The 26,458-nt window shown below is 38.5% G+C and carries 19 protein-coding genes and 1 tRNA gene; 19 read left to right on the top strand and 1 reads right to left on the bottom strand.

Translation table 11 applies throughout. The annotated features are described in order from the left end of the window. Positions 1 to 246: 246 nt before the first annotated feature. The 19 genes from O3655_RS03420 (at position 247) to O3655_RS03330 (ending at position 24,593) form a co-directional block, all read left to right on the top strand. Positions 247 to 1,824, top strand: a complete 1,578-nt coding sequence (locus tag O3655_RS03420) for a DEAD/DEAH box helicase (protein WP_049479576.1) — start codon at positions 247 to 249, stop codon at positions 1,822 to 1,824. 283 nt (positions 1,825 to 2,107) lie between these two features. Further along, complete coding sequence (codY, locus tag O3655_RS03415) at positions 2,108 to 2,896, top strand: GTP-sensing pleiotropic transcriptional regulator CodY (RefSeq protein WP_000940726.1); 789 nt, start codon at positions 2,108 to 2,110, stop codon at positions 2,894 to 2,896. Then, positions 2,896 to 3,471, top strand: coding sequence for an isochorismatase family cysteine hydrolase (locus O3655_RS03410; protein ID WP_308697257.1), 576 nt, complete (start codon positions 2,896 to 2,898; stop codon positions 3,469 to 3,471). Before codY ends, O3655_RS03410 begins: the two co-directional genes overlap by 1 nt. 80 nt (positions 3,472 to 3,551) lie before the next feature. After that, a tRNA-Leu gene (locus O3655_RS03405) sits at positions 3,552 to 3,637 on the top strand. Positions 3,638 to 3,907: 270 nt separating this feature from the next. After that, positions 3,908 to 4,519 carry a CPBP family intramembrane glutamic endopeptidase gene (locus tag O3655_RS03400; RefSeq protein WP_084860171.1) on the top strand — a complete coding sequence of 204 codons (612 nt, stop codon included), beginning with the start codon at positions 3,908 to 3,910 and terminating at the stop codon, positions 4,517 to 4,519. A 133-nt stretch (positions 4,520 to 4,652) separates the two neighbouring features. Beyond that, on the top strand, positions 4,653 to 5,930 hold the full coding sequence (locus O3655_RS03395) for an ABC transporter permease (protein ID WP_125391129.1): 1,278 nt from the start codon (positions 4,653 to 4,655) through the stop codon (positions 5,928 to 5,930). Positions 5,931 to 5,942: 12 nt separating this feature from the next. Then, complete coding sequence (gene vex2, locus O3655_RS03390; protein ID WP_125414407.1) at positions 5,943 to 6,590, top strand: ABC transporter ATP-binding subunit Vex2; 648 nt, start codon at positions 5,943 to 5,945, stop codon at positions 6,588 to 6,590. A gap of 50 nt (positions 6,591 to 6,640) precedes the next feature. Beyond that, the gene (gene vex3 / locus O3655_RS03385; RefSeq protein WP_000903002.1) at positions 6,641 to 8,020 is read left to right on the top strand and encodes an ABC transporter permease subunit Vex3; all 1,380 of its coding nucleotides are present in this window, start codon (positions 6,641 to 6,643) and stop codon (positions 8,018 to 8,020) included. A gap of 247 nt (positions 8,021 to 8,267) precedes the next feature. Beyond that, positions 8,268 to 8,924: a response regulator transcription factor VncR gene (gene vncR / locus O3655_RS03380; RefSeq protein WP_268717199.1), complete on the top strand. Its 657-nt coding sequence runs from the start codon at positions 8,268 to 8,270 to the stop codon at positions 8,922 to 8,924. After that, entirely contained in the window at positions 8,921 to 10,249 is a 1,329-nt protein-coding gene (gene vncS / locus O3655_RS03375; RefSeq protein WP_308697258.1) for a sensor histidine kinase VncS, read from the top strand. The genes vncR and vncS overlap by 4 nt, the downstream gene beginning before the upstream one ends. A 139-nt stretch (positions 10,250 to 10,388) precedes the next feature. Beyond that, positions 10,389 to 11,270 carry a class II fructose-bisphosphate aldolase gene (locus O3655_RS03370; RefSeq protein ID WP_016466093.1) on the top strand — a complete coding sequence of 294 codons (882 nt, stop codon included), beginning with the start codon at positions 10,389 to 10,391 and terminating at the stop codon, positions 11,268 to 11,270. Positions 11,271 to 11,399: 129 nt separating this feature from the next. Continuing rightward, positions 11,400 to 12,332, top strand: a complete 933-nt coding sequence (locus tag O3655_RS03365; RefSeq protein WP_371641169.1) for an alpha/beta fold hydrolase — start codon at positions 11,400 to 11,402, stop codon at positions 12,330 to 12,332. 51 nt (positions 12,333 to 12,383) lie between these two features. Continuing rightward, entirely contained in the window at positions 12,384 to 12,929 is a 546-nt protein-coding gene (locus O3655_RS03360) for a histidine phosphatase family protein (protein WP_308697259.1), read from the top strand. 318 nt (positions 12,930 to 13,247) lie between these two features. Then, positions 13,248 to 14,240 carry an ATP-binding cassette domain-containing protein gene (locus tag O3655_RS03355; RefSeq protein WP_070569110.1) on the top strand — a complete coding sequence of 331 codons (993 nt, stop codon included), beginning with the start codon at positions 13,248 to 13,250 and terminating at the stop codon, positions 14,238 to 14,240. Between the two features lies 1 nt (position 14,241). Continuing rightward, complete coding sequence (locus O3655_RS03350; protein ID WP_070569106.1) at positions 14,242 to 15,060, top strand: ABC-2 family transporter protein; 819 nt, start codon at positions 14,242 to 14,244, stop codon at positions 15,058 to 15,060. Position 15,061: 1 nt separating this feature from the next. Continuing rightward, positions 15,062 to 15,847, top strand: coding sequence for an ABC transporter permease (locus O3655_RS03345; RefSeq protein WP_049520929.1), 786 nt, complete (start codon positions 15,062 to 15,064; stop codon positions 15,845 to 15,847). A gap of 429 nt (positions 15,848 to 16,276) precedes the next feature. Next, positions 16,277 to 22,765: a S8 family serine peptidase gene (locus O3655_RS03340; RefSeq protein WP_308697260.1), complete on the top strand. Its 6,489-nt coding sequence runs from the start codon at positions 16,277 to 16,279 to the stop codon at positions 22,763 to 22,765. Between the two features lie 415 nt (positions 22,766 to 23,180). Further along, the gene (locus tag O3655_RS03335) at positions 23,181 to 24,050 is read left to right on the top strand and encodes a DUF6287 domain-containing protein (protein ID WP_084877864.1); all 870 of its coding nucleotides are present in this window, start codon (positions 23,181 to 23,183) and stop codon (positions 24,048 to 24,050) included. Positions 24,051 to 24,275: 225 nt separating this feature from the next. Continuing rightward, positions 24,276 to 24,593, top strand: a complete 318-nt coding sequence (locus tag O3655_RS03330; protein WP_044021123.1) for a hypothetical protein — start codon at positions 24,276 to 24,278, stop codon at positions 24,591 to 24,593. Between the two features lie 29 nt (positions 24,594 to 24,622). Here O3655_RS03330 and O3655_RS03325 read toward each other — a convergent pair whose 3' ends face one another. Continuing rightward, on the bottom strand, positions 24,623 to 26,422 hold the full coding sequence (locus tag O3655_RS03325; RefSeq protein ID WP_000722523.1) for an N-acetylmuramoyl-L-alanine amidase: 1,800 nt from the start codon (positions 26,420 to 26,422) through the stop codon (positions 24,623 to 24,625). Positions 26,423 to 26,458 lie beyond the last annotated feature (36 nt).

Below are 26,458 nucleotides of genomic sequence, written 5' to 3'. Positions count from 1 at the left end.
TTTGAAAAACCAGTTTCGGGCCACTTTACTGTTAGAAAATCGTTTACATGATTTTCCTTAAGGATTCTACTATCTTTTGCCCCGCTCTTGTGTTATACTAGATAGGTTGCAAAGAAACTCGTACTTTTCTTTCGTGGAAAAGAAGCAACACGGTATCTCGTTTTAAAGAAGATACGTCATGAAAAGAAAAGTATAAACTAAAGCCCTATAGGGTGGCTTCGCACCACCTTTAGAAAGAAGAATAACGTGAAATTTAATGAATTTAACTTGTCTGCTGAATTGCTAGCAGAGATTGAAAAAGCTGGATTTGTAGAAGCCAGTCCTATCCAAGAACAGACCATTCCCTTGGCTCTCGAAGGAAAAGACGTTATCGGTCAAGCTCAGACTGGTACAGGAAAAACTGCAGCCTTTGGCTTGCCAACCCTTGAAAAAATCCGTACAGAAGAAGCGACCATCCAAGCCTTGGTTATCGCTCCAACTCGTGAACTCGCTGTCCAAAGCCAAGAGGAACTCTTCCGCTTTGGTCGTAGCAAGGGTGTGAAAGTTCGCTCAGTTTACGGTGGTTCCAGCATTGAAAAACAAATCAAAGCCCTTAAATCTGGTGCTCACATTGTGGTAGGAACACCAGGTCGTCTCTTGGACTTGATTAAACGCAAGGCCTTGAAATTACAAGACATTGAAACTCTGATCCTTGATGAAGCGGACGAAATGCTCAACATGGGCTTCCTTGAAGACATCGAAGCCATCATTTCCCGTGTCCCTGAAAATCGTCAAACCTTGCTCTTTTCAGCAACCATGCCAGATGCGATCAAACGTATCGGTGTTCAGTTTATGAAAGACCCTGAGCATGTCAAGATTGCTGCCAAGGAATTAACAACAGAACTAGTTGACCAATACTATATCCGTGTTAAGGAACAAGAAAAATTTGATACCATGACACGTCTCATGGATGTAGAACAACCAGAACTTGCTATCGTATTTGGTCGTACCAAACGCCGTGTAGATGAATTGACTCGTGGACTTAAAATTCGTGGCTTCCGTGCTGAAGGAATTCATGGTGACTTAGACCAAAATAAACGTCTTCGTGTCCTTCGTGATTTTAAAAATGGGAATCTTGATGTTCTAGTTGCGACTGACGTGGCAGCACGTGGTTTGGATATCTCAGGTGTGACCCATGTCTACAACTACGATATTCCACAAGATCCTGAAAGTTACGTTCACCGTATCGGCCGTACAGGTCGTGCTGGTAAGTCAGGTCAATCTATTACTTTCGTAGCACCAAATGAAATGGGCTACCTTCAAATCATCGAAAACTTGACTAAGAAACGCATGAAAGGCTTGAAACCAGCGACAGCAGAAGAAGCCTTCCAAGCTAAGAAACAAGTAGCTCTCAAGAAAATCGAACGTGATTTTGCGGATGAAACTATTCGTGGGAACTTTGAGAAATTTGCTAAAGATGCTCGTAAGTTAGCTGCAGAATTTAGTCCAGAAGAATTGGCTATGTATATCTTGAGTCTGACAGTCCAAGATCCAGACAGCCTTCCTGAAGTGGAGATTGCGCGTGAAAAACCACTGCCATTTAAACCATCAGGTAATGGATTCGGTGGCAAAGGTAAGGGAGGTCGTGGAGGCCGTCGTGGGGACGACCGTCGAGACCGTGATCGCCGCGGCAATGGTCGCCGTGATGATTTCAAAAAAGGCAGTCGTGGGAACGATCGTTTTGATAAAGACAGACGTTACCGTAATAAAGACAATAAAAAACCTCGCAACACTTCAAGCGAAAAGAAGACCGGCTTTGTTATTCGTAACAAAGGAGACAAATAGAAAAAAGCGATTCACAGTGTGAATCGCTTTTATATATAAGGAGACCGATAGTAAAAGAAGATGGTGATAGTAAAGGATAGGTGAAACGGAAAGGGATTTATCATGTCATCTTCTTATAATGTTATAATATCAAAAATAAAATAGGATGTCAATAAAAAAATCGCTTTTTTTTCTAAAATATTTTTGCTGTTCAAAATTGCAATTAAATAAGCAATTTTCAGATAATTATTGAAATAAAGACTTTTCTATGTTATAATGGAAGCGATTATATGCGAGGTAAAAAATGGCACATTTATTAGAAAAAACAAGAAAAATCACGTCTATTCTAAAGCGCTCTGAGGAGCAACTCCAAGATGAACTTCCTTACAATGCGATCACACGCCAGTTAGCTGATATTATTGACTGTAACGCTTGTATTGTGAATAACAAGGGACGTCTCTTGGGCTACTTTATGCGTTATAAGACCAATAATGACCGTGTAGAACAATTCTTCCAAACCAAAACCTTCCCTGAGGTCTATGTACAAGGGGCGAACATGATTTATGATACGGAAGCAAATCTTCCTGTTGAACATGATTTGACCATTTTCCCTGTGGAGAGCCGTGCGGACTTTCCAGATGGGTTGACAACTATTGCTCCGATTCATGTATCAGGGATTCGCCTAGGTTCGTTAATCATTTGGCGCAATGATAAGAAATTTGAAGATGAAGATTTGATCCTTGTCGAGATTGCGAGCACGGTTGTGGGAATTCAACTATTGAACTTCCAACGTGAAGAAGATGAAAAGAATATTCGCCGTCGTACGGCTGTTACCATGGCGGTCAACACCCTTTCCTATTCAGAACTGCGTGCCGTATCAGCTATTTTAGCTGAATTGGATGGAAATGAAGGACAGCTGACTGCGTCTGTTATTGCAGACCGTATTGGCATTACGCGCTCAGTAATCGTCAATGCTCTCCGTAAGCTAGAGTCGGCAGGAATCATTGAAAGCCGTTCACTAGGAATGAAGGGAACCTATCTCAAGGTATTGATTTCAGATATCTTTGAGGAAGTGAAAAAGAGGGACTACTAATGGCAAAAGCTTTAATCTCGATTGACTATACAGAGGATTTCGTAGCAGACCATGGAAAGCTAACTGCTGGCGCACCCGCTCAAGCAATATCAAAAGCCATTGATCAGGCAACCAGATTAGCTTTTGATCGTGGAGACTATGTCTTTTTCACCATTGATGCTCATGAGGAGAAGGATACATTCCACCCAGAAAGCAAGCTCTTTCCACCACACAACATCATCGGAACTAGTGGGCGTAACCTTTATGGCACCCTAGCTGACTTTTATGCTGAGCATGAGGCGGATAGTCGCGTCTTTTGGATGGACAAGCGTCACTATTCAGCATTTTCAGGAACGGACTTAGATATCCGTTTGCGGGAACGTCGGGTTGATACTGTTATCTTAACAGGTGTTTTGACGGATATTTGTGTTCTTCATACGGCTATTGATGCCTATAATTTAGGTTATCAAATCGAGATTGTCAAGCCTGCAGTTGCCTCTATTTGGCCAGAAAATCATCAGTTTGCTCTTGGGCATTTTAAGAACACATTGGGAGCAAAATTACTGGATGAAAACCTTGCTGAAATTGAACTATAAGCCTGTTGGAAAAATGAAAAAAATCTGAAAAAAGTGTTGACAAAGATTTTGAAAGTTGATATACTAGTAAAGTAATCGACGCGGGGATGGCGGAATTGGCAGACGCGCAGGACTAAGGATCCTGTGACCGCTTTAGGTCGTGAGGGTTCAAGTCCCTCTCTCCGCATAGGGTAAGAGTTAGCTTTGGCTAGCTCTTTTTTTGTTAGCACGCATAGTGATTATTCAACAAGAGAGGTCTACCTTTCTTGTTTTTTTCTTTTTTTAAATAGTGCTATAATATAGATAGAAAGTAACTGCAAAAAGTCTTATATGAAAGATCATCGAGTAATGGATACTAATAGGCTTGGTTAAAACGGATATATAAGGTAGGAAAGGAGGAGTAGATAGTCGTTTGGTATTTGAAATGAGTATTTCAAAAGTGTAAAGGAGGATTACGATGGTTAATGAACTTCAACGAATAATGAGTGCCTTTATTCAAATTCTCTTTATTATTTTACTACCTTCTATCTGGTGGTTTATGACTATGAGGGGGAAAGTTCCATTTATGGAATGGATCGGACTAAAAGCTATTAAAAGAGTAAAAACTTTGCATCTGATTTTATGGATGGTGGGGGGATTTTCTTTATTTACTATTTTTTCTATCCTTATCTTTCCTCTTACTCGTGGTCTAGAAACAGCTACTTCGGCTTTTTCTGCTATGGAATATAAGGCTTTACCAAGTATTCTAATTTACAGTATTTTGCAAACATCTTTACCAGAGGAACTATTATTTAGAGGTTTTCTACTGAAACGAATGGCAAATCACATGCCGTTTGTCTTTGCAAATACCATACAGGCCTTCGCTTTTGGATTGCTTCATGGAGTATTGTTTGCTTCAGTAGTGAGTTTGGAAGTCACTTTTTTCATTGTATTTTTTACTGGAGCAATAGCAGCTTATCTTGGCTTTGTTAATGAAAAGATAGCAGGAGGATCAATTTTACCAAGTTGGCTAATGCATGCCACAGCCAACATCCTCTCTGGTTTAGTTTCTGCATTTTCTTTGCTTTGAGTGGATGCAGTTATAAAAATGGAGCTGGTAGAAATACCAGCTTTTTTTCAAAAAATAAATCAAAATTTTTTTCGATTTCATAAACATTTCATATTTGGATTTTATAATAGTCTTACAAATATGGAGGTGACAAATGAATCCAATCCAAAGAGCTTGGGCTTATGTCAGCAGAAAACGACTGAGAAGTTTTATTTTATTTCTGATTTTATTTGTTCTTTTAGCAGGAATTTCAGCCTGTTTGACGCTGATGAAGTCCAACAAAACAGTAGAAAGCAATCTTTACAAATCACTCAATACTTCTTTTTCTATCAAAAAGATCGAAAATGGTCAGACCTTCAAGTTATCGGACCTAGCATCAGTTAGCAAGATTAAGGGACTGGAAAATGTCTCTCCTGAACTCGAGACGGTCGCAAAACTGAAAGACAAGGAAGCAGTGAGTGGCGAGCAGAGCGTAGAACGTGATGATTTGTCAGCATCAGACAAGAATTTGGTTAGCTTAACAGCTCTTGAGGATTCATCCAAGGATGTCACCTTTACCAGTTCGGCTTTCAATCTAAAGGAAGGCCGACACCTTCAAAAAGGGGATTCCAAGAAAATCCTGATCCACGAAGAGTTGGCTAAGAAGAACGGTCTTTCGCTTCATGACAAGATTCGCTTGGATGCCGGACAGTCAGAATCTGGAAAAGGACAGACAGTTGAGTTTGAGATTGTTGGCATCTTTTCTGGTAAAAAGCAAGAAAAGTTCACAGGCTTATCTTCTGACTTCAGTGAAAACCAGGTCTTTACAGACTATGAAAGTAGCCAAACGCTTCTGGGAAATAGTGAACCGCAAGTCAGTGCAGCGCGCTTCTATGTAGAAAATCCTAAGGAAATGGACGGACTCATGAAGCAGGTAGAAAACCTGGCTTTAGAAAGTCAAGGCTACCAAGTCGAGAAGGAAAACAAGGCCTTTGAACAAATCAAAGACTCAGTTGCAACTTTCCAAACCTTCCTGACCATCTTCCTTTATGGGATGTTGATAGCAGGAGCAGGAGCCTTAATCTTGGTCTTGTCTCTCTGGTTGAGAGAAAGGGTCTACGAAGTAGGGATTCTTCTGGCACTTGGAAAAGGCAAGAGTTCGATTTTCCTACAATTCTGTTTAGAGGTAGTTTTGGTATCTCTCGGAGCTTTGCTTCCATCCTTTATCGCTGGGAATGCCATTACATCCTATCTGCTCCAAACTGTACTAGCCAGTGGAGATCAGACAAGCTTACAGGACACGCTGGCCAAAGCAAGTGGTCTATCAACTAGTCTCCTATCCTTTGCAGAATCCTATGTCTTTCTGCTCCTGATTGGTTGCTTGTCTGTAGCCCTTTGTTTCCTATTCTTATTTAGAAAATCGCCTAAGGAAATTTTATCATCTATTAGTTAAGAAGGAGAAATCATGACTTTATTACAATTGCAAGATGTTACCTACCGTTATAAGAACACTGCTGAGGCAGTTTTATATCAGATCAAGTATAATTTTGAACCCGGAAAATTTTATAGTATCATTGGTGAGTCAGGAGCAGGAAAATCCACTCTCTTGTCCCTACTGGCTGGTCTAGATAGTCCTGTTGAAGGTTCTATCCTTTTCCAAGGAGAGGATATTCGGAACAAGGGATATTCTTACCATCGTATGCACCATATTTCCCTGGTCTTTCAGAATTATAACTTGATAGATTATCTTTCTCCGCTGGAAAATATCCGCTTGGTCAACAAAAAAGCAAGCAAGGATACACTTCTTGAACTTGGTTTGGATGAAAGTCAGATCAAGCGGAACGTTCTCCAGTTATCAGGTGGTCAACAGCAACGTGTTGCTATTGCTCGCAGTTTGGTCTCAGAAGCTCCAGTTATTCTAGCTGATGAGCCAACAGGAAATCTGGACCCTAAAACTGCTGGAGATATTATCGAACTGCTCAAGTCACTTGCTGAGAAAACAGGTAAATGTGTGATCGTCGTCACCCACAGTAAGGAAGTGGCGCAAGCATCAGATATTACACTTGAATTGAAGAATAAGAAACTGACTGAAACTCGCAACAATACAAAATAAGATGAGCTTGTTTTGATAGAATTATTAAATCAAATCTAGAAAGGGAACCTATGTTACACAACGCATTTGCCTATGTTACAAGGAAGTTTTTCAAATCGATTGTTATCTTCCTGATTATTCTCCTCATGGCGAGCTTGAGTTTGGTCGGCTTGTCGATCAAGGGAGCTACAGCCAAGGCTTCTCAGGAGACCTTTAAAAATATCACCAATAGCTTCTCCATGCAAATCAATCGTCGCGTCAATCAAGGAACGCCACGTGGTTCTGGGAATATCAAGGGTGAGGATATCAAAAAAATCACCGAAAACAAGGCCATCGAGTCTTATGTTAAACGTATCAACGCTATCGGAGATTTAACTGGATATGACCTTATCGAAACGCCAGAAACCAAGAAAAATCTCACTGCAGACCGTGCCAAACGGTTTGGCAGCAGTTTGATGATTACAGGTGTCAATGACTCCTCTAAAGAAGACAAGTTTGTCTCTGGCTCATATAAGCTGGTTGAAGGTGAGCACCTAACCAACGACGACAAAGACAAGATCCTCATGCACAAGGACTTGGCAGCTAAACACGGCTGGAAAGTTGGAGATAAGGTCAAACTAGACTCCAATATCTACGATGCAGACAATGAAAAAGGTGCCAAGGAAACAGTCGAAGTTACAATCAAGGGACTCTTTGATGGGCACAATAAGTCAGCAGTAACCTACTCACAAGAACTCTATGAAAACACAGCTATCACAGACATTCACACTGCTGCAAAACTTTATGGATACACAGAAGACACAGCTATTTATGGGGACGCAACCTTCTTTGTAACAGCAGACAAGAACTTGGATGATGTCATGAAAGAGTTGAATGGCATCAGTGGTATCAACTGGAAGAGCTACACACTTGTGAAGAGCTCATCTAACTACCCAGCTCTTGAGCAATCCATCTCTGGTATGTACAAGATGGCCAACCTCCTCTTCTGGGGTAGCTTGAGCTTCTCAGTCCTTCTCCTTGCACTCTTGCTCAGTCTTTGGATCAATGCTCGTCGCAAGGAAGTGGGGATCCTCCTCTCTATCGGTCTCAAGCAGGCAAGTATCTTGGGGCAATTCATCACCGAATCGATCCTGATTGCCATCCCTGCTCTTGTTTCTGCTTACTTCCTAGCCAACTACACAGCTCGTGCCATCGGAAACACTGTTCTTGCCAATGTCACTTCAGGTGTTGCCAAGCAAGCCAGCAAGGCTGCTCAAGCCTCTAACCTTGGTGGTGGTGCAGAAGTAGACGGCTTTAGCAAGACCTTGTCGAGTTTAGACATTTCCATTCAGACATCAGACTTTATCATCGTCTTTGTCCTTGCTTTAGTTCTAGTCGTTCTTGTTATGGCGCTTGCTTCAAGCAATCTCCTTAGAAAACAACCAAAAGAACTCTTGCTCGATAGCGAATAAAAAACTTGCTACCTATTCTCCCCTAAATGGGGTATAATATAGGTAGCATTTTTATCTATTTCATCTTGATAATACTCTTCGAAAATCAAATTCAAACCACGTCAGCTTCACCTTGCCGTACTCAAGTACAGCCTGCGGCTAGCTTCCTAGTTTGCTCTTTGATTTTCATTGAGTATAAGGACTCTTCTTATCAGGATGAAACAGAGAAGATTTACAAGAAATTTAAAGGAATGTGAAACGTTTTTCTATGAAAATTTTAATTGTAGAAGATGAAGAGATGATCCGTGAGGGGATCAGTGACTATTTGACGGATTGTGGTTATGAAACCATCGAGGCTGCGGACGGTCAGGAAGCTCTGGAAAAATTTTCCAGCTATGAAGTTGCTCTAGTACTACTGGATATCCAGATGCCTAAGCTCAATGGTTTAGAAGTTCTAGCTGAGATTCGTAAGAGCAGTCAGGTTCCTGTCCTGATGCTAACCGCCTTTCAGGATGAGGAATACAAGATGAGTGCTTTTGCCTCCCTGGCAGACGGCTATCTGGAAAAGCCCTTCTCACTCTCCCTTTTAAAAGTGAGAGTAGATGCGATTTTCAAGCGCTACTATGATACAGGACGAGTCTTCTCCTATAAGGATACAAAGGTGGACTTTGAAAGCTATAGTGCAAGCCTCGCGGGAGAAGAAGTGGCCATCAATGCCAAAGAGTTGGAAATTCTGGACTATCTGGTGAAAAATGAAGGACGGGCCTTGACTCGTTCTCAGATTATCGATGCTGTCTGGAAGGCGACAGATGAGGTCCCCTTTGACCGTGTTATTGATGTTTATATCAAGGAACTGCGGAAAAAGCTAGACTTGGATTGTATCCTCACTGTGCGCAATGTTGGTTATAAATTGGAGAGAAAATGAAACGAACAGGTTTGTTTACAAAGATATTTATCTATACCTTCTCGATTTTTAGTGTTCTGGTGATTTGCCTTCATTTAGCCATTTATTTTCTCTTTCCGTCAACTTATCTGAGCCATCGTCAGGAAACCATAGGTCAGAAAGCGACAGCCATTGCCCAATCCCTAGACGGAAAAGATAGGCAAAATATCGAGCAAGTGTTAGACTTGTATTCCCAGAGCAGTGATATCAAAGGAGTTGTCAAGGGAGAGATGACTGAGGACAAGTTAGAGGTCAAGGACAATCTTCCTCTGGATACGGACCGTCAGACCACCTCTCTCTTTATCGAGGAGCGTGAGGTGAAAACGCAAGACGGTGGGACTATGACTCTCCAGTTTTTAGCGTCCATGGATCTGCAAAAGGAAGCGGAGCAGATCAGTCTCCAGTTTCTTCCCTATACCTTGTTGGCATCCTTTCTGATTTCCCTTTTGGTAGCATACATCTACGCTCGGACCATTGTTGCACCGATTTTGGAAATCAAGCGGGTGACCCGTCGGATGATGGAACTGGATGCTCAAGTACGGTTGCGCGTGGATTCTAAGGATGAGATAGGTGATCTCAAGGAACAAATCAATAGCCTTTACCAGCATCTCTTGACTGTCATTGCGGACTTGCATGACAAGAATGAAGCTATTCTCCAGCTGGAGAAGATGAAGGTTGAGTTCCTACGAGGGGCTTCTCATGAATTGAAAACACCTCTGGCAAGCTTGAAAATCCTAATCGAAAATATGAAAGAAAATATCGGTCGTTATAAGGATAGAGACCACTATCTGGGAGTTGCCTTGGGGATTGTAGACGACCTCAGTCACCACGTTCTCCAGATATTGTCTCTCTCTTCTGTGCAGGAATTGCGAGAGGAGAAGGAGAACATTGACCTACTCCAAATGACGCAAACTCTGGTTAAGGATTATACTTTATTAGCCAAGGAAAGAAAACTTCAGATAGATATTAGCTTGACCCATCAGCAGGCTTACATAAATCCATCTGTGATGAAGTTGATCCTATCGAATCTTATCAGCAATGCTATCAAGCACTCCACTCCAGGTGGCTTGGTTCGAATTGGTGAAAGAGAAGGGGAACTCTTTATCGAGAATAGCTGTAGTCCTGAAGAACAAGAAAAATTGGCCCAGTCTTTTTCTGGCAATGCTAGTCGCAAGGCCAAGGGTTCAGGAATGGGGCTCTTTGTGGTCAAAAGTTTATTAGAACACGAGAAATTACCTTATCATTTTGAGATGCAAGATGATCATTTGACCTTCTTCATGTCTTATCCTAAAGTCGCTCAAGACTAAGGAGAGGAAAGGGTTTACATTGATTGAGTTGGAAGAAATTCAATCTAAAGTATGGGAAAAACTAGCTTTTTTTGTCAAAAAGTGATAAAATGAACAATGTAAATGGGATGTCCCAAAAAATATATAGGAGGCCTGACAAATGGCAATCGTTTCAGCAGAAAAATTTGTCCAAGCAGCTCGTGACAACGGTTATGCAGTTGGTGGATTTAACACAAACAACCTTGAGTGGACTCAAGCTATCTTGCGTGCAGCAGAAGCTAAAAAAGCTCCAGTTTTGATCCAAACTTCAATGGGTGCTGCTAAATACATGGGTGGTTACAAAGTTGCTCGCAACTTGATCGCTAACCTTGTTGAGTCAATGGGTATCACTGTACCAGTAGCTATCCACCTTGACCACGGTCACTACGAAGATGCACTTGAGTGTATCGAAGTTGGTTACACTTCAATCATGTTTGACGGTTCACACCTTCCAGTTGAAGAAAACCTTAAATTGGCTAAAGACGTTGTTGAAAAAGCACACGCTAAAGGTATCTCAGTAGAAGCTGAAGTTGGTACTATTGGTGGTGAAGAAGACGGTATCATCGGTAAAGGTGAATTGGCTCCAATCGAAGACGCTAAAGCAATGGTTGCAACTGGTATTGACTTCTTGGCAGCTGGTATCGGTAACATCCACGGTCCATACCCAGCAAACTGGGAAGGTCTTGACCTTGACCACTTGCAAAAATTGACAGAAGCTCTTCCAGGCTTCCCAATCGTATTGCACGGTGGATCAGGTATTCCTGATGACCAAATCCAAGCAGCTATTAAACTTGGTGTTGCGAAAGTTAACGTTAACACTGAATGCCAAATCGCATTCGCTAACGCAACTCGTAAATTTGCTCGTGACTACGAAGCAAACGAAGCAGAATACGACAAGAAGAAACTCTTCGACCCACGTAAATTCTTGGCTGACGGTGTAAAAGCTATCCAAGCATCAGTTGAAGAACGTATCGACGTATTCGGTTCAGAAGGTAAAGCTTAATCTAGCTGAACAATACATACAGAACCTGCCCATTGGGTGGGTTTTTTGGTTTGTGAATATATAGCCAATATACTGTAGAAGAACCAATCTTAAGTTGCTAAAAGAGTCTAATTTTTGTACAATAATGCTATGAAAAAACTGAAAAAATGGAGTCTTGGCTTTCTTAGTTTCATTCTTTTGTTTTTAGGGGCAACATTCATCTTTCATCGTATCAGTTTGGAAAAGGAACAAGCCTCACTAACACCTGTGGGACAGCAAGTTCTTGTCAATGGTCATCAAATGAATGTTTATGTTCAAGGTGAAGGACCTGAGACTATAGTAGTTATCTCAGGTGCTGGTATTGCTTCTCCTATATTGGATTTTAAAGAAGTATCGGAATCCTTATCGAAACAGTATAAGCTAGTTATCGTGGAGAGGGCGGGATATGGTTATAGTGATGATAGCAATCATTCAAGAGATGTGATGGAGGTTTTGTCTGAGACTCGCCAAGCTCTTTCCCAAGCAAATATCACAGGGCCGTTTATCATTCTGTCTCATTCCATGGCTAGTCTAGAGAGTTTGGCTTGGCAGGAGAAGTATCCTGATGAAGTGAAAGCCTTGATTGGTCTGGATTGGGCACTGCCGTCAAGTTATGAGAATTTAAAGGATAATCAGGCCTTGCTCACTGTGGCATATTGGAGTAGCAAGATTGGTTTATTACGCTATTTACCTGAGTCTTTTTATATAAAAAATCAAACTCTGACCGAAAATGAACGAAAACAATATAAACTTCTAGCTTATAAGCAGTTGATGTCACAAGCCATGCTTCATGAATCTCAAACGGTAAAGGAAAATGCTAAGAAAGTTCCCTCTAGCATCAATCCGAAAATTCCCACCTTATTACTGGTATCTAACGGCGAAGGCACCAGTTTTAGCCAATCAGAATGGCAACGTTATGCAGAGAGATTTGCAAGCGACCAGTCTAATGTTCAAGTCGTCTATATGGATGCGCCTCACGACCTCTATCATTATCAAAGCGATGCTATTGTTTCTCGCATTAAAGAATTTTTAGAGAATAATTGAGGGCTTAAAAATCCATTGAGACTGATGATAATAATTGAAAGGTAATGACTTATGAATAATTCTTATATTTTACTTAGACATGCTCATTCAAGATTTTCAAGTGATGATTTCAATAGAACTTTATCAGAAAAAGGATTCTCATCTCTTGACCAGTTAGATTTTTTGAATTCTTTTAATATTGATTATTATTTTTCTAGTCCTTATAAACGAGCATTTGAAACGATTAATAGCTCGCCAATTCAATTTGATAAAATAGTTCTTGATAATCGGTTACGAGAGCGAAAATTATCTTCAACCTTTATAAAAGATTCTGAGTTTGAAGACAGTATTAAATATTTATGGCAAAATCCTAGTGAATCTCTTTTAGAAGGGGAATCAAATCAAGACGCACTAGCTAGAGTACTAAATTTTTTAATGGAATTGGAAGAGAGATACTCAGAAAAAATGATTTTACTTAGTTCACACGGGAATTTGATAGGAATACTACTACATCACTTTGATTCCAGTTTTGATTATGAAAAATGGGAGCAAATGACCTTTCCAGATTGTTTTCTAATTGATAGAAATGGGATTATGAAAAGAATTATGAAAGATTAGTTCTTTGATTAAATAGTGAATCATATTGATCAAAATAGTTTGCTTTTTACAATTCGTAACCTGCCCATCGGGCAGGTCTTTTTGGTGTTTTAAGGAGACTATTAAGCCAGAATTTTTGTTTAAAAGTATTATTTTAAGAGAGAAATCTCTAATTTCAGAATCTACAGGCAAACGCTTGCATTCCGTTTTTTATTGGACTATAATAGGTTGGTATAAAGCCTTCTGTAATAATAAAACGTAAAAGGTTTAGAAAGTAAGGATTTAGATTACTTGTATTGGAAAATATGATTTTCTATTCCTTACGGTAGGGAGATAGATATGGCAATGATAGAAGTGGAACATCTTCAGAAAAATTTTGTGAAGACAGTCAAGGAACCTGGTTTGAAAGGAGCTTTGCGCTCCTTTATTCATCCTGAAAAGCAGACCTTTGAAGCGGTCAAGGATTTGACCTTTGAGGTTCCCAAGGGGCAGATTTTAGGCTTTATCGGGGCCAATGGTGCTGGGAAGTCGACAACCATCAAAATGCTGACAGGAATTTTAAAACCGACATCTGGTTTTTGTCGGATTAACGGCAAGATTCCACAGGACAATCGTCAAGACTATGTCAAGGATATCGGGGTTGTCTTTGGACAACGCACCCAGCTATGGTGGGATTTGGCACTGCAAGAGACCTATACGGTCTTGAAAGAGATATACGATGTGCCAGACTCGCTCTTTCATAAACGCATGGATTTTTTGAATGAAGTCTTGGATTTGAAGGAATTTATCAAGGATCCCGTGCGAACTCTTTCACTGGGGCAACGGATGAGGGCGGACATTGCGGCTTCCTTGCTTCACAATCCCAAGGTTCTCTTTTTAGATGAGCCGACCATTGGTTTGGATGTTTCGGTCAAGGACAATATTCGTCGGGCAATTACTCAGATCAATCAAGAGGAAGAAACAACCATTCTCTTGACCACTCACGACCTGAGCGACATTGAGCAACTCTGTGATCGAATTTTTATGATTGATAAGGGGCAAGAGATTTTTGATGGAACGGTTAGCCAGCTCAAGGAAACCTTTGGCAAGATGAAGACTCTTTCCTTTGAACTGCTACCAGGGCAAAGTCATCTTGTCTCTCACTATGAAGGCTCTTCGGATATGACCATTGATAGACAAGGAAACAGCCTCAATATTGAATTCGACAGTTCCCGCTACCAGTCGGCTGATATTATCAAGCAAACCCTGTCTGATTTTGAAATCCGCGATTTGAAGATGGTGGATACGGATATTGAGGATATTATCCGTCGCTTCTATCGAAAGGAGCTCTAAGATGGTCAAATTGTGGAGACGTTATAAACCCTTTATCAATGCAGGGATTCAGGAGTTGATTAGCTATCGAGTCAACTTTATTCTCTATCGGATTGGTGATGTCATGGGAGCTTTTGTGGCTTTCTATCTCTGGAAGGCGGTCTTTGATTCCTCGCAAGAGTCTTTGATTCAGGGCTTTAGCATGGCAGATATCACCCTTTACATCATCATGAGTTTTGTGACTAATCTTTTGACCAGGTCAGATAGCTCCTTTATGATTGGGGAGGAGGTCAAGGATGGTTCCATTATCATGCGTTTGTTGCGACCAGTGCATTTTGCGGCTTCTTACCTCTTTACAGAGCTTGGATCCAAGTGGTTGATTTTTATCTCTGTTGGACTGCCATTTTTAAGTGTCATTGTCTTGATGAAAATTTTATCTGGGCAAGGAATTGTAGAAGTACTGGGATTAACCATCCTTTATCTCTTTAGCTTAACCCTAGCCTACCTGATCAATTTTTTCTTTAATATCTGCTTTGGATTTTCAGCCTTTGTCTTTAAAAATCTATGGGGTTCCAATCTACTCAAGACTTCTATAGTGGCCTTTATGTCTGGAAGTCTGATTCCCTTGGCTTTCTTTCCAAAGATTGTTTCTGATATTTTGTCCTTCTTGCCTTTTTCATCTTTGATTTATACTCCAGTTATGATCATTGTTGGGAAATACGATGCCAGTCAGATTCTTCAGGCGCTTTTGCTACAGTTCTTCTGGCTCATAGTGATGGTGGGCTTGTCTCAGTTGATATGGAAACGAGTCCAGTCCTTTATCACTATTCAAGGAGGTTAGTATGAAAAAATATCAACGCATGCATTTGATTTTTATCAGACAATACATCAAGCAAATCATGGAATACAAGGTCGATTTTGTGGTGGGCGTGTTAGGAGTTTTTCTGACTCAAGGCCTGAACCTCTTGTTTCTCAATGTGCTCTTTCAACACATTCCTTCCTTAGAAGGCTGGACTTTTCAAGAAATCGCCTTTATCTATGGATTTTCCTTAATTCCCAAGGGACTAGATCATCTCTTTTTTGACAATCTCTGGGCTCTGGGGCAACGTTTGGTGCGAAAAGGAGAGTTTGACAAGTACCTGACGCGTCCTATCAATCCTCTCTTTCACATCTTGGTTGAGACCTTTCAGATTGATGCCTTGGGCGAACTATTGGTCGGTGGAATTTTACTAGCGACAACAGTATCAAGCATTGCTTGGACTCTTCCAAAATTCCTGATTTTTCTAGTCTGCATTCCTTTTGCGACCTTAATCTATACTTCCTTGAAAATCGCGACTGCCAGTATCGCTTTTTGGACCAAGCAGTCAGGCGCCATGATTTACATTTTTTATATGTTTAATGACTTTGCCAAGTATCCGATTTCCATTTATAATTCGCTTCTTCGTTGGTTGATTAGCTTTATCGTGCCTTTCGCCTTTACGGCCTACTATCCTGCCAGCTATTTCTTGCAGGACAAAGACGGGCTCTTTAACATTGGTGGGTTGATGTTGATTTCCCTTGTTTTCTTTGTTATTTCTTTAAAACTCTGGGATAGGGGCTTGGATGCCTACGAAAGTGCGGGTTCGTAAGAGATAAGATAGGATGAGAGTTAAAAATTAAATATGTTACAAACAACCGTTGAAAATTATAGCGGTTGTTTTTGCATGTTTATTAAGGCATAAATTCTATCCATACCCCTTTTTGCGATTTTGGTAGTTATTCCAGTTAATTGCTACTATTTTTGATGGTGTGAATGTGCTGATAATGTATCCCAGTTAACTACGAAAGTTTTGGGTTTATATTTTTTAATGTACATTAAAAAAAAAATTAATGCGTGTTAATTTTTCTTGACTTAAAATTTTTTAATTGATATACTATTTTTCAGAGAGCTAACAATTATATATAAATGTACTACTCTATCCCACTAGATAATACGTCATAAAACTTTTTATAACAAAGGCTAGCAAGGTTAAAGTTTTCTATCTATTGGGTTTAAAATAAAAAATGAAGGAATTATAATGAAAAAAAGTACGGTATTGTCATTAACTACTGCTGCAGTTATTTTAGCAGCATATGCCCCCAATGAGGTAATTTTAGCAGATGCACCTAGTTCTGAAGATGCTTTAAGAATTTCTGATAAAGAAAAAGTAGTAGCAGATGCACCTAGTTCTGAAGATGCTTTAAAAATTTCTGGTAAAGAAAAAGTAGTAGCAGATAAAGAAACAGAAAAAAATGAACAATCTGAAGAACTTCATAATGTTATAGAAACTTCAAAGGATACTGAGGAGAAGAAGACAACAGTTATTGAGGAAAAAGAAGTTGTTAGTAGAAAGCCTAAGATAGACAAAAAAACTAGTAACGAAGGAGCAAGTATCAAAGAAGACTCCAATCAATCCAAAGGAGATGATGCGAACTCATTTGTAAATAAAGATACAGAAAATCCTAAAAAAGAAGATAAACTTGTCTATATTGCTGAATTTAAAGATAAAGAATCTGGAGAAAAAGTAATTAAGGAACTATCCAATCTTGAGGATACAAAAGTTTTATATACCTATAATACGATTTTTAATGGCGCTGCCATTGAAACAACTCCAGATAATTTGGACAAAATTAAACAAATGGAAGGTGTTTCGTCGGTTGAACGATCACAAAAAGTCCAACCAATGATGAATCATGCCAGAAAGGAAATTGGAGTTGAGGAAGCTATTGATTACCTAAAGTCTATTAATGCTCCATTTGGGAAAAATTTTGATGGTAGAGGTATGGTCATTTCAAATATCGATACTGGAACAGATTATAGGCATAAGGCTATGAGGATCGATGATGATGCCAAAGACTCAATGAAATTTAAAAAAGAAGATTTAAAAGGCACTGATAAAAATTATTGGTTGAGTGATAAAATCCCTCATGCGTTCAATTATTATAATGGTGGTAAAATCACTGTAGAAAAATATGATGATGGTAGGGATTATTTTGACCCACATGGGATGCATATTGCAGGGATTCTTGCTGGAAATGATACTGAAAAAGATATCAAGAACTTTAATGGCATAGATGGAATTGCGCCTAATGCACAAATTTTCTCTTATAAAATGTACTCTGACGCAGGATCTGGGTTCGCGGGTGATGAAACAATGTTTCATGCTATTGAAGATTCGATCAAACACAATGTCGATGTTGTTTCGGTATCATCTGGCTTTACGGGAACAGGTCTTGTAGGCGAGAAATATTGGGAGGCTATTAGAGCATTAAGAAAAGCTGGAATCCCAATGGTTGTTGCTACAGGTAATTTTGCGACTTCTGCTTCAAGTTCTTCTTGGGATTTAGTAGCCAATAATAATCTGAAAATGACAGATACTGGAAATGTAACACGAACTGCCGCACATGAAGATGCGATAGCGGTCGCTTCTGCTAAAAATCAAACCATTGAGTTTGATAAGGTTAACATTGGAGGACAAAGTTTTAAATACAGAAATATAGGAGCTTTTTTCGATAAAAATAAAATCCTAACAAATGAGGATGGGTCAAAAACTCCAAATAAATTAAAATTTGTATATATAGGCAAAGGTCAAGACAAAGATTTGATAGGCTTGGATCTTAAGGGCAAAATTGCAGTAATGGATAGAATTTATACCAAGGATTTAAAAGATGCTTTTAAAAGAGCAACGGCTAAAGGCGCACGTGCCATTATGGTTGTAAATACTGTAAATTACTACAATAGAGATAATTGGACAGACCTTCCAGCTATGGGATATGAAGCGGATGAAGGGACTACTAGTCAAGTATTTTCAATTTCAGGAGATGATGGTGTAAAATTATGGAACATGATTAACCCTGATAAAAAAACGGAAGTCAAAAGAAATAATAAGGAAGATTTTAAAGATAACTTAGAACAATACTATCCAATTGATATGGAAAGCTATAATTCTAATAAACCGAATGTAGGTGATGAAAAAGAAATTGACTTTAAATTTGCAGCTGACACAGACAAAGAACTTTATAAAGAAGATATTATAGTCCCAGCAGGGTCTACATCTTGGGGGCCAAGAACAGACTTGCTTTTAAAACCGGATGTTTCAGCACCTGGTAAAAATATTAAATCCACTCTAAATGTTATCAATGGTAAATCCACTTATGGTTATATGTCAGGAACTAGTATGGCAACTCCAATCGTAGCAGCTTCTACTGTTTTGATTCGACCAAAATTAAAGGAATTGCTTGAAAGACCTGTCTTGAAAAATCTTAAGGGAGATGACAAAATAGACCTTACAAGTCTTACAAAAATAGCTCTACAAAATACTGCAAGACCTATGATGGATGCAACCTCTTGGAAAGAAAAGAGTCAATACTTTGCATCACCTAGACAGCAGGGAGCGGGGCTAATTAATGTTGCCAACGCTTTGAGAAATGAAGTTGTAGCAACTTTCAAAAATACAGATTCTAAAGGTTTGGTAAATTCATATGGTTCCATTTCTCTTAAAGAAATAAAAGGTGATAAAAAATACTTTACAATTAAGCTTCACAATACCTCAAACAGACCTTTAACCTTTAAAGTTTCTGCATCAACTGTAACTACAGATGCTCTAACTGATAGGCTAAAACTCGATGAAACATATAAAGATGAAAAATCTCCGGACGGGAAGCAAATTGTTCCAGAAATTCACCCAGAAAAAGTCAAAGGAGCAAATATCACATTTGAGCATGATACTTTCACTATAGGTCCAAATTCCAGCTTTGATTTAAATGCGGTTATAAATGTTGGAGAAGCTAAAAACAAAAATAAATTTGTAGAATCATTTATTCATTTTGAGTCAGTGGAAGAAATGGAAGCTCTAAACTCCAACGGTAAGAAAAGAAACTTCCAACCTTCTTTGTCGATGCCTCTAATGGGATTTGCTGGGAATTGGAACCACGAACCAATCCTTGATAAATGGGCCTGGGAAGAAGGATCAAAATCAAAAGCAATGGAAGGTTATGATGATGATGGTAAACCAAAAATTCCAGGTACCTTAAATAAGGGGATTGGTGGAGAACATGGTATAGATAAATTTAATCCAGCAGGAGTTATCCAAAATAGAAAAGATAAAAATACAACATCCCTAGATCAAAATCCAGAATTATTTGCTTTCAATAACGAAGGAATCAACGCACCTTCATCAAGTGGCTCTAATATTGCTAAAATCTATCCTTTAGATTCAAATGGAAATCCTCAAGATGCTCAACTTGAGAGAGGATTAACGCCTTCTCCACTTGTATTAAGAAGTGCAGAAGAAGGGGTGATTTCAATAGTAAATACAAATAAAGAAGGAGAAAATCAAAAAGACTTAAAAGTCATTTCGAGAGAACACTTTATTAAAGGAATTTTAAACTCTAAAAGAAATGATGCAAAAGGAATCAAATCATCTAAACTAAAAGTTTGGGGTGACTTGAAATGGGATGGACTCATTTATAACCCTAGAGGTAGAGAAGAAAATGCCCCAGAAAGTAATGACAAAAAAGATCCTGCTACTAAGATACGAGGACAATTTGAACCGATTGCGGAAGGCCAATATTTCTATAAATTTAAATATAGATTAACCAAGGATTACCCATGGCAGGTTTCCTATATTCCTGTAAAAATTGATAACACACCTCCAAAGATTGTTTCAATTGATTTTTCAAACCCTGAAAAAATTAAGTTAATTACAAAGGATACTTATCACAAGGTCAAAGAGCAATACAAGAATGAAACGTTATTTGCGAGAGATCAAAAAGAACATCCTGAAAAATTTGACGAGATTGCCAACGAAGTTTGGTATGCTGGGGCCGCTCTTGTTAATGAAGATGGAGAGGTTGAGAAAAATCTTGAAGTCACTTATGCAGGTGAGGGTCAAGGAAGAAATAGGAAACTTGACAAAGACGGAAATACCATTTATGAAATTAAAGGTGCAGGAGATTTAAGAGGCAAAATCATTGAAGTGATTGCATTAGACGGTTCTAGCAATTTCACAAAGATTCATAGAATTAAATTTGCTGATCATGCTGATGAAAAGGGGATGATTTCCTATTATCTAGTAGATCCTGATCAAGATTCATCTAAATACCAAAAGCTTGGCGAGATTCCCGAATCTAAATTTAAAAATTTAGAAAATAGAAAAGAGGATAGTCTTAAAAAAGATACAACGGAAGTAGAACATCATCAAGAAAATGAAGAGGCTACCGAAGAAAAATCTAGCTTGACTATTCATAAAACTATTTCAACAATTAGAGATTTTGAAAGTAAAGACTTAAAGAAACTCATTAAAAAGAAATTCAGAGAAGTTGATGACTTTACAAGTGAAACTGGTAAGAGAATAGAGGAATACGATTATAAATACGATGATAAGGGAAATATCATTGCTTATGACGATGGTAGTGCCTTAGAATATGAAACTGAAAAACTTGATGAAATCAAATCAAAAATTTATGGCATTCTAAACCCGTCTAAAGATGGACACTTTGAAATTCTTGGAAAGATCAGTAATGTTTCTAAAAATGCCAAGGTATATTATGGCAATAATTATAAATCGATAGAAATCAAAACGACCAAGTATGATTCCCACTCAAAAACGATGACATTTGATTTATACGCTAATATTAATGATATTGTGGATGGATTAGCTTTTGCAGGAGATATGAGGTTTTTTGTCAAAGATGATGGTCAGATAAAAGCTGAAACTAAAATTAGAATGCCTGAAAAAAATAAGGAAACTAAAGCAGAATATCCGTATGCATCAAGTTATGGGAATGTAATAGAATTAGGAGAAGGAGATCTCTCAAAAAACAAACCAAACAATTTAACGGACATGGAATCTGGTAAAATCTATGCTGATTCAGAAAAACAACAATATCTGTTAAAGGATAATATCATTCTGAGAAAAGGCTATGCACTAAAAGTGACTACCTATAATCCTGGAAAAACGGATATGTTAGAAGGGAATGGAGTTTATAGCCAGGAAGATATAGCAAAAATCCAAAAGGCCAATCCTAATCTAAGAGTCTTATCAGAAACAACAATTTATGCTGATAGTAGAAATGTTGAAGATGGAAGAAGTACTCAATCAGTATTAATGTCGGCTTTGGACGGCTTTAACATTGTAAGATATCAAGTGTTTACATTTAAAATGAATGATAAAGGGGAGGCAATCGATAAAGATGGCAATCTTGTAACAGATCCTTCTAAACTGGTATTATTTGGTAAAGATGGTAAAGAGTACACAGGAGAGGATAAGTCCAATGTAGAAGCTATTAAAGAAGATGGCTCTACGTTATTTATTGATGCAAAACCAGTAAACCTCTCAATGGACAAGAACTACTTTAATCCATCTAAATCTAATAAAATTTATGTACGAAATCCAGAATTTTATTTAAGAGGTAAGATTTCTGATAAGGGTGGTTTTAACTGGGAGTTGAGAGTTAATGAATCTGTTGTAGATAATTATTTAATCTATGGAGATTTACACATTGATAACACTAGAGATTTTAACATTAAGCTTAATGTTAAAGACGGTGACATCATGGACTGGGGAATGAAAGACTATAAAGCAAACGGATTTCCAGATAAGGTAACAGATATGGATGGAAATGTTTATCTTCAAACTGGCTATAGCGATTTGAATGCGAAAGCGGTTGGAGTACACTATCAATTTTTATATGATAATGTAAAACCAGAAGTAAACATTGATCCTAAGGGAAATACAAGTATCGAATATGCTAACGGAAAATCTGTAGTCTTTAACATCAATGATAAAAGAAATAATGGATTCGATGGTGAGATTCAAGAACAACATATTTATGTAAATGGAAAAGAATACAAATCATTTGATGATATTAAACAACTAACAGATAAGACACTAAACATTAAGATTGTTGTAAAAGATTTCGCAAGAAATACAACCGTAAAAGAATTCATTTTAAACAAAGATACGGGAGAGGTAAGTGAACTAAAACCTCATAGGGTAACTGTAACCATTCAAAATGGAAAAGAAATGAGTTCAACGATAGTGTCGGAAGAAGATTTTATGTTACCTGTCTATAAGGGTGAATTAGAAAAAGGATACCAATTTGATGGTTGGGAAATTTCTGGTTTCGAAGGGAAAAAAGACGCCGGCTATGTTCTTAATCTATCAAAAGATACCTTTATAAAACCTGTATTCAAGAAAATAGAGGAGAAAAAGGAGGAGGAAAATAAACCTACTTTTGATGTATCGAAAAAGAAAGAAAAAACACAATCTGATTCAACTAATGATGTCAACAGTATTGTTTCTGATGAAAATGATAAAAACTTTGAAATTGACAAGAACGTTTATCTAAATGAACAAGGGAACTTAACTAATAAAAATACTAACATCAATAGTAAATCAACTAGTAACAATCCTAATCAGTTGCCAAAAACCGGAACAGCAAGCGGAGCCCAGACACTATTAGCTGCCGGAATCATGTTTATAGTAGGAGCTTTTCTTGGATTGAAGAGAAAAAATAAAGATTAAGACAAAAGCTATAGAAAAAATGCTTTAAGTACTGAGATTAGATAGTGAGGTGATGACATAGTTTTGTGAAAATATTGATTTATAAATATATTATTTAGATTTCTATGAAAATGGGAGATTTTAAAGAGATATATGTAAAAGCCTTGTCTCAGGACAGGCTTTTTCTAATGGAGATGGGTTCTGTTTAAAATCCATTTCTTTGGCTTATAAAAATATAAATACAAACGGTTGTTTATATTTTGTGGTATAATGTATTGTAATAAATACTTGTTTTGATACCAATCTAGAGATGTTTTGATAGTTAATTATTCTAGAAATTTTTGCTTGGATTTTTTTAAAAGTCATAAAAGTTCATGGATAGTAACGAATGAAGTATCGTAAGCTTGGCTGAATATCAATCAAAAAGGAGAAAATTATGAATAAGAAAGAACGGGAAAAACAATTTGAAGAGATCAATGGACCTAAGCGGTCTGAATCAAAGTCGGCTCCGAATAAAAATATAAAAATCTATATTGGCATAGCACTCTCTGTTTTAGTCACTCTCATCTTGGTAAGTATTTTCTCATATCTTCTGATTGGAAAGAAAGAGCCAAATCAAGCATCGTCTGCAGTTTCAACAACAGTGACAACAAGTCAAGCGTCTACAAGTCAAGGAAAAACGGATGAGACTGATAAGGACAAACAAGAGGAAATTCAAAAACTCAAGGATCAACTGACTGCTTTAGATACCAAAATTACGGAAGCAGAAGCACTTGTTAGCAAGTTGAAGAAAGAAACTACCGTTCCAAAACTAGATATTGAAGCAATCAAGAACAATGATTTGTCTAGTTTAGAAGGTACTTGGCGTAGTCAATCTGGTAATGAATACATTATTAATGATTCTGGAGAAGTACGTGCGACTTGGTTTACAAATGATCAAAAGTACGAATCTGTAGTTGGATTAAAGGTATCAAAAGGACAAGATAGTCGTAACCCTGAGACAGCGTCTATCAGTGCATGGGTAAAAGATTCTATTGCTGGAGGATTCGTAGTAGTAGCTGTGCCAAGTGGAGTTGTTATGCAACCTGCTGATGACGGAAAGATTACGGATAAAAGCAATCATGCTGAGGAAAGACTACTTTCAGGACAAGATTATGGGTCTATGTTAATGAAACCAGAAAATGTTTATTATCGTGTGAAACCAGATACCAGTAAACTTGAGGAAGCAGAAAAGAACTTAGCTCAACTACAAGCAGACCGTGAATCAATCAAATCTTCTCTAGAGTCAAAGGAAAAGAAAAACTAGATGGTATTCGTTCAAAAATACTGTTACAATCAGCAAAATCAAGAAGTCCATTAGGTCTTCTTTTCTTTTATCACGACTATTCAACCACATAGACAAAGATATTGACCAGATAGGCAAAAGGGCTTGTTCTTGAAAAATTCCTCTGCTATAATGGTTCATGTAAGGGGCGTGAGGGGTCAGTATCAGACAACTCAAGTCAATTAAAAAGAAAATGGAGACATAAAAATGAAAAAAGTATTGGGACTTGTATTTTTAGTAGCAGCAGCGCTAGTATTGTATTTCGGATCTGTTGGCTGGCCAAGTTTGGATGTCAACCTCTGGTCACTCATTCCGGTAGGATTGTTCCTTTATTTCACGCTAGAAAACTTTTTGAAAAAAGACTACAAGGCTAGCTTGATGTGCTTGATCATCGCCTTTATCATTGCAAATGCTATTTTTGATCTCTTACCCATTTCAAGTGGTTTGGTGATTGGTGCCGGTGTGCTAGCTTGTGTAGGACTTGGCTATCTCTTTCCTGATAAGGATAAAAAAGAAGATAAATAAAAAAGTCTCGAGATTTCTCGAGACTTTTTTTACGGACCAGCGTAATATTTTTGAATCCCTTTTACGATGCCTGCGACCAGTTTATCTTGGTAGTGGCTATCTCTAATTTGTTGGTTTTCGGAGAAATTATCCATATAACCAAGTTCTAGGAGAACGGCTGGTTTGGCTGTTTCGCGTAGTACGGCATAGCTGCTCTCCAACAGACCAGCGTCTTTGGCCCCTGTTTCTGCTAGGAGAGAGGAGTGGATGGCAGTGGCGAGGCGTTTGCTTTCACTCATACGATCTGGGTGATTGTGCCAGTATTTATTAATCTTACTTGGATAATCAGGTTCATCGCTATAGGAGTAGGTTTGAATACCGCTCGCTTTTGAGTAGGTATTACCAGTAGCGTTGAAGTGAATACTGATAAAAATATCCGAGTTGGTTTTATTAACCATACGAGAACGTTCGGTAACAAAATCAACGTCAATATCACTATCACGAGAAGTGAGGACCTTGTAACCTAGTTCTTCCAACTTACTACGAAGCTTACGGTAAATCTGCATGTTGAGATCTTTTTCAGCTACATTGTAGTAAAAGGCACCTGAATCTCGACCACCATGCCCAGGATCTAGGAAAATGGTATTGCTGTATTGGCCTTTTACAAATCCACCTTCAGTTGAAACTTCAGAAATCCATTGGCCGTATTTTTGGAACAGGTGTTCCTTACCGTCTATCTTGTAAGTTCCTGAAACATAATGTCCATTATCATCTAGGTAGTAGCGTGCTTTGTCAGAGTTATCGTAAATCCATTCGCTCTTTGCCATGTAACCACCTGACTTGAGGTAGTATGCTCCAATCCACTCCTGATTTGCATAACGACCATCCGCTTTTAGATAGAACCAGCTCTTGTAGGCTTTATCGAAGATCCACTCATTCTCCGCCATGGCTCCACTGGTTTTAAGGTAGTAGCTTTCTTTCCATTTGTCTGCTAGCATCCCACCATTCTGGTCAAATGAGTACCAGGAACCTTGAATCTTTTGCCAGTTTTCTTGGACATATCTCCCTGACCCGTTCGCATAGAACCAAGTATCCTTGATTTTGACCCAGTTGTTTTCTGCCATAGCTCCGCTCTGGTTGAAGAGGTAGCCCTTGAAGGTTGTCGCACTCAGCATTCCACCGTCTTTGTCAAAGTAATACCAAGAACCGTTGATTTTCTCCCATTTATCCTGCGAGATCTTTCCAGAAGGAGCGACATAGTACCAAATTTGATCTAATTTTGTCCAGCCCTTTTCCGCCATAGCCCCGCTTTTTGTGAGCAGATAGCCGTCAACGGCAGTGTTGCTGAGCATGCTTCCAGTTTGGTCAAAATAATACCAAGAACCATTGATTTTTTTCCAGGTGTTCTGAGCAAGTCGTCCAGAGGAATCAGCATAATACCATTGATTGTCCAGTTTGGTCCAGCTATTTTCTGTCATGACACCATCTTGGTCAAAGGCATAACCTTTGTAGACAGTAGAATGAAGACGATTACCATCTTGATCGAAGTAGTACCATTTGCCTTGGATTTGTTTCCAGTTCAAAGCAGGTTTATCATCTTGGTAAAAGCGCCAGTGATGATTTTCTTGGTACCATCCTTCTTTTTTGGGCTTGTCTTCTTGCACATCTACTTTAGGAAGAACTTCTGATTTAGAGTTTTCCTCAACACTCGACTCTTTCTTTTCTTCTTTGGCAATTGCTTCCTTGACAGCAGATGTGGATTGAGTTGTGTTTTCTTCTCCTAAGACGGATGCGGGTGCTAATCCTGCGATTGAAAGGATTAAAGCACTGGTCAGTAGTATCTTTTTCACTTTTTATTTCCTAACTTTTTCTTTTTCCCTTTTTCA

It is taken from the genome of Streptococcus sp. 27098_8_70, from assembly GCF_041432215.1.
GTDB classification, from domain to species: Bacteria; Bacillota; Bacilli; order Lactobacillales; family Streptococcaceae; genus Streptococcus; species Streptococcus oralis_CP.
Note: the sequence above shows the minus strand (reverse complement) of the source record. Positions and strands in the feature narration are given on the sequence as shown.

Excerpts from the sequence above, each read along its gene's own strand:
- codY (WP_000940726.1), top strand. The coding sequence starts at position 2,108 with ATGGCACATTTATTAGAAAAAACAAGAAAAATCACGTCTATTCTAAAG.
- O3655_RS03410 (WP_308697257.1), top strand. The coding sequence starts at position 2,896 with ATGGCAAAAGCTTTAATCTCGATTGACTATACAGAGGATTTCGTAGCA.
- O3655_RS03400 (WP_084860171.1), top strand. The coding sequence starts at position 3,908 with ATGGTTAATGAACTTCAACGAATAATGAGTGCCTTTATTCAAATTCTC.
- O3655_RS03395 (WP_125391129.1), top strand. The coding sequence starts at position 4,653 with ATGAATCCAATCCAAAGAGCTTGGGCTTATGTCAGCAGAAAACGACTG.
- vex2 (WP_125414407.1), top strand. The coding sequence starts at position 5,943 with ATGACTTTATTACAATTGCAAGATGTTACCTACCGTTATAAGAACACT.
- vex3 (WP_000903002.1), top strand. The coding sequence starts at position 6,641 with ATGTTACACAACGCATTTGCCTATGTTACAAGGAAGTTTTTCAAATCG.
- vncR (WP_268717199.1), top strand. The coding sequence starts at position 8,268 with ATGAAAATTTTAATTGTAGAAGATGAAGAGATGATCCGTGAGGGGATC.
- vncS (WP_308697258.1), top strand. The coding sequence starts at position 8,921 with ATGAAACGAACAGGTTTGTTTACAAAGATATTTATCTATACCTTCTCG.
- O3655_RS03370 (WP_016466093.1), top strand. The coding sequence starts at position 10,389 with ATGGCAATCGTTTCAGCAGAAAAATTTGTCCAAGCAGCTCGTGACAAC.
- O3655_RS03365 (WP_371641169.1), top strand. The coding sequence starts at position 11,400 with ATGAAAAAACTGAAAAAATGGAGTCTTGGCTTTCTTAGTTTCATTCTT.
- O3655_RS03360 (WP_308697259.1), top strand. The coding sequence starts at position 12,384 with ATGAATAATTCTTATATTTTACTTAGACATGCTCATTCAAGATTTTCA.
- O3655_RS03355 (WP_070569110.1), top strand. The coding sequence starts at position 13,248 with ATGGCAATGATAGAAGTGGAACATCTTCAGAAAAATTTTGTGAAGACA.
- O3655_RS03350 (WP_070569106.1), top strand. The coding sequence starts at position 14,242 with ATGGTCAAATTGTGGAGACGTTATAAACCCTTTATCAATGCAGGGATT.
- O3655_RS03345 (WP_049520929.1), top strand. The coding sequence starts at position 15,062 with ATGAAAAAATATCAACGCATGCATTTGATTTTTATCAGACAATACATC.
- O3655_RS03340 (WP_308697260.1), top strand. The coding sequence starts at position 16,277 with ATGAAAAAAAGTACGGTATTGTCATTAACTACTGCTGCAGTTATTTTA.
- O3655_RS03335 (WP_084877864.1), top strand. The coding sequence starts at position 23,181 with ATGAATAAGAAAGAACGGGAAAAACAATTTGAAGAGATCAATGGACCT.
- O3655_RS03330 (WP_044021123.1), top strand. The coding sequence starts at position 24,276 with ATGAAAAAAGTATTGGGACTTGTATTTTTAGTAGCAGCAGCGCTAGTA.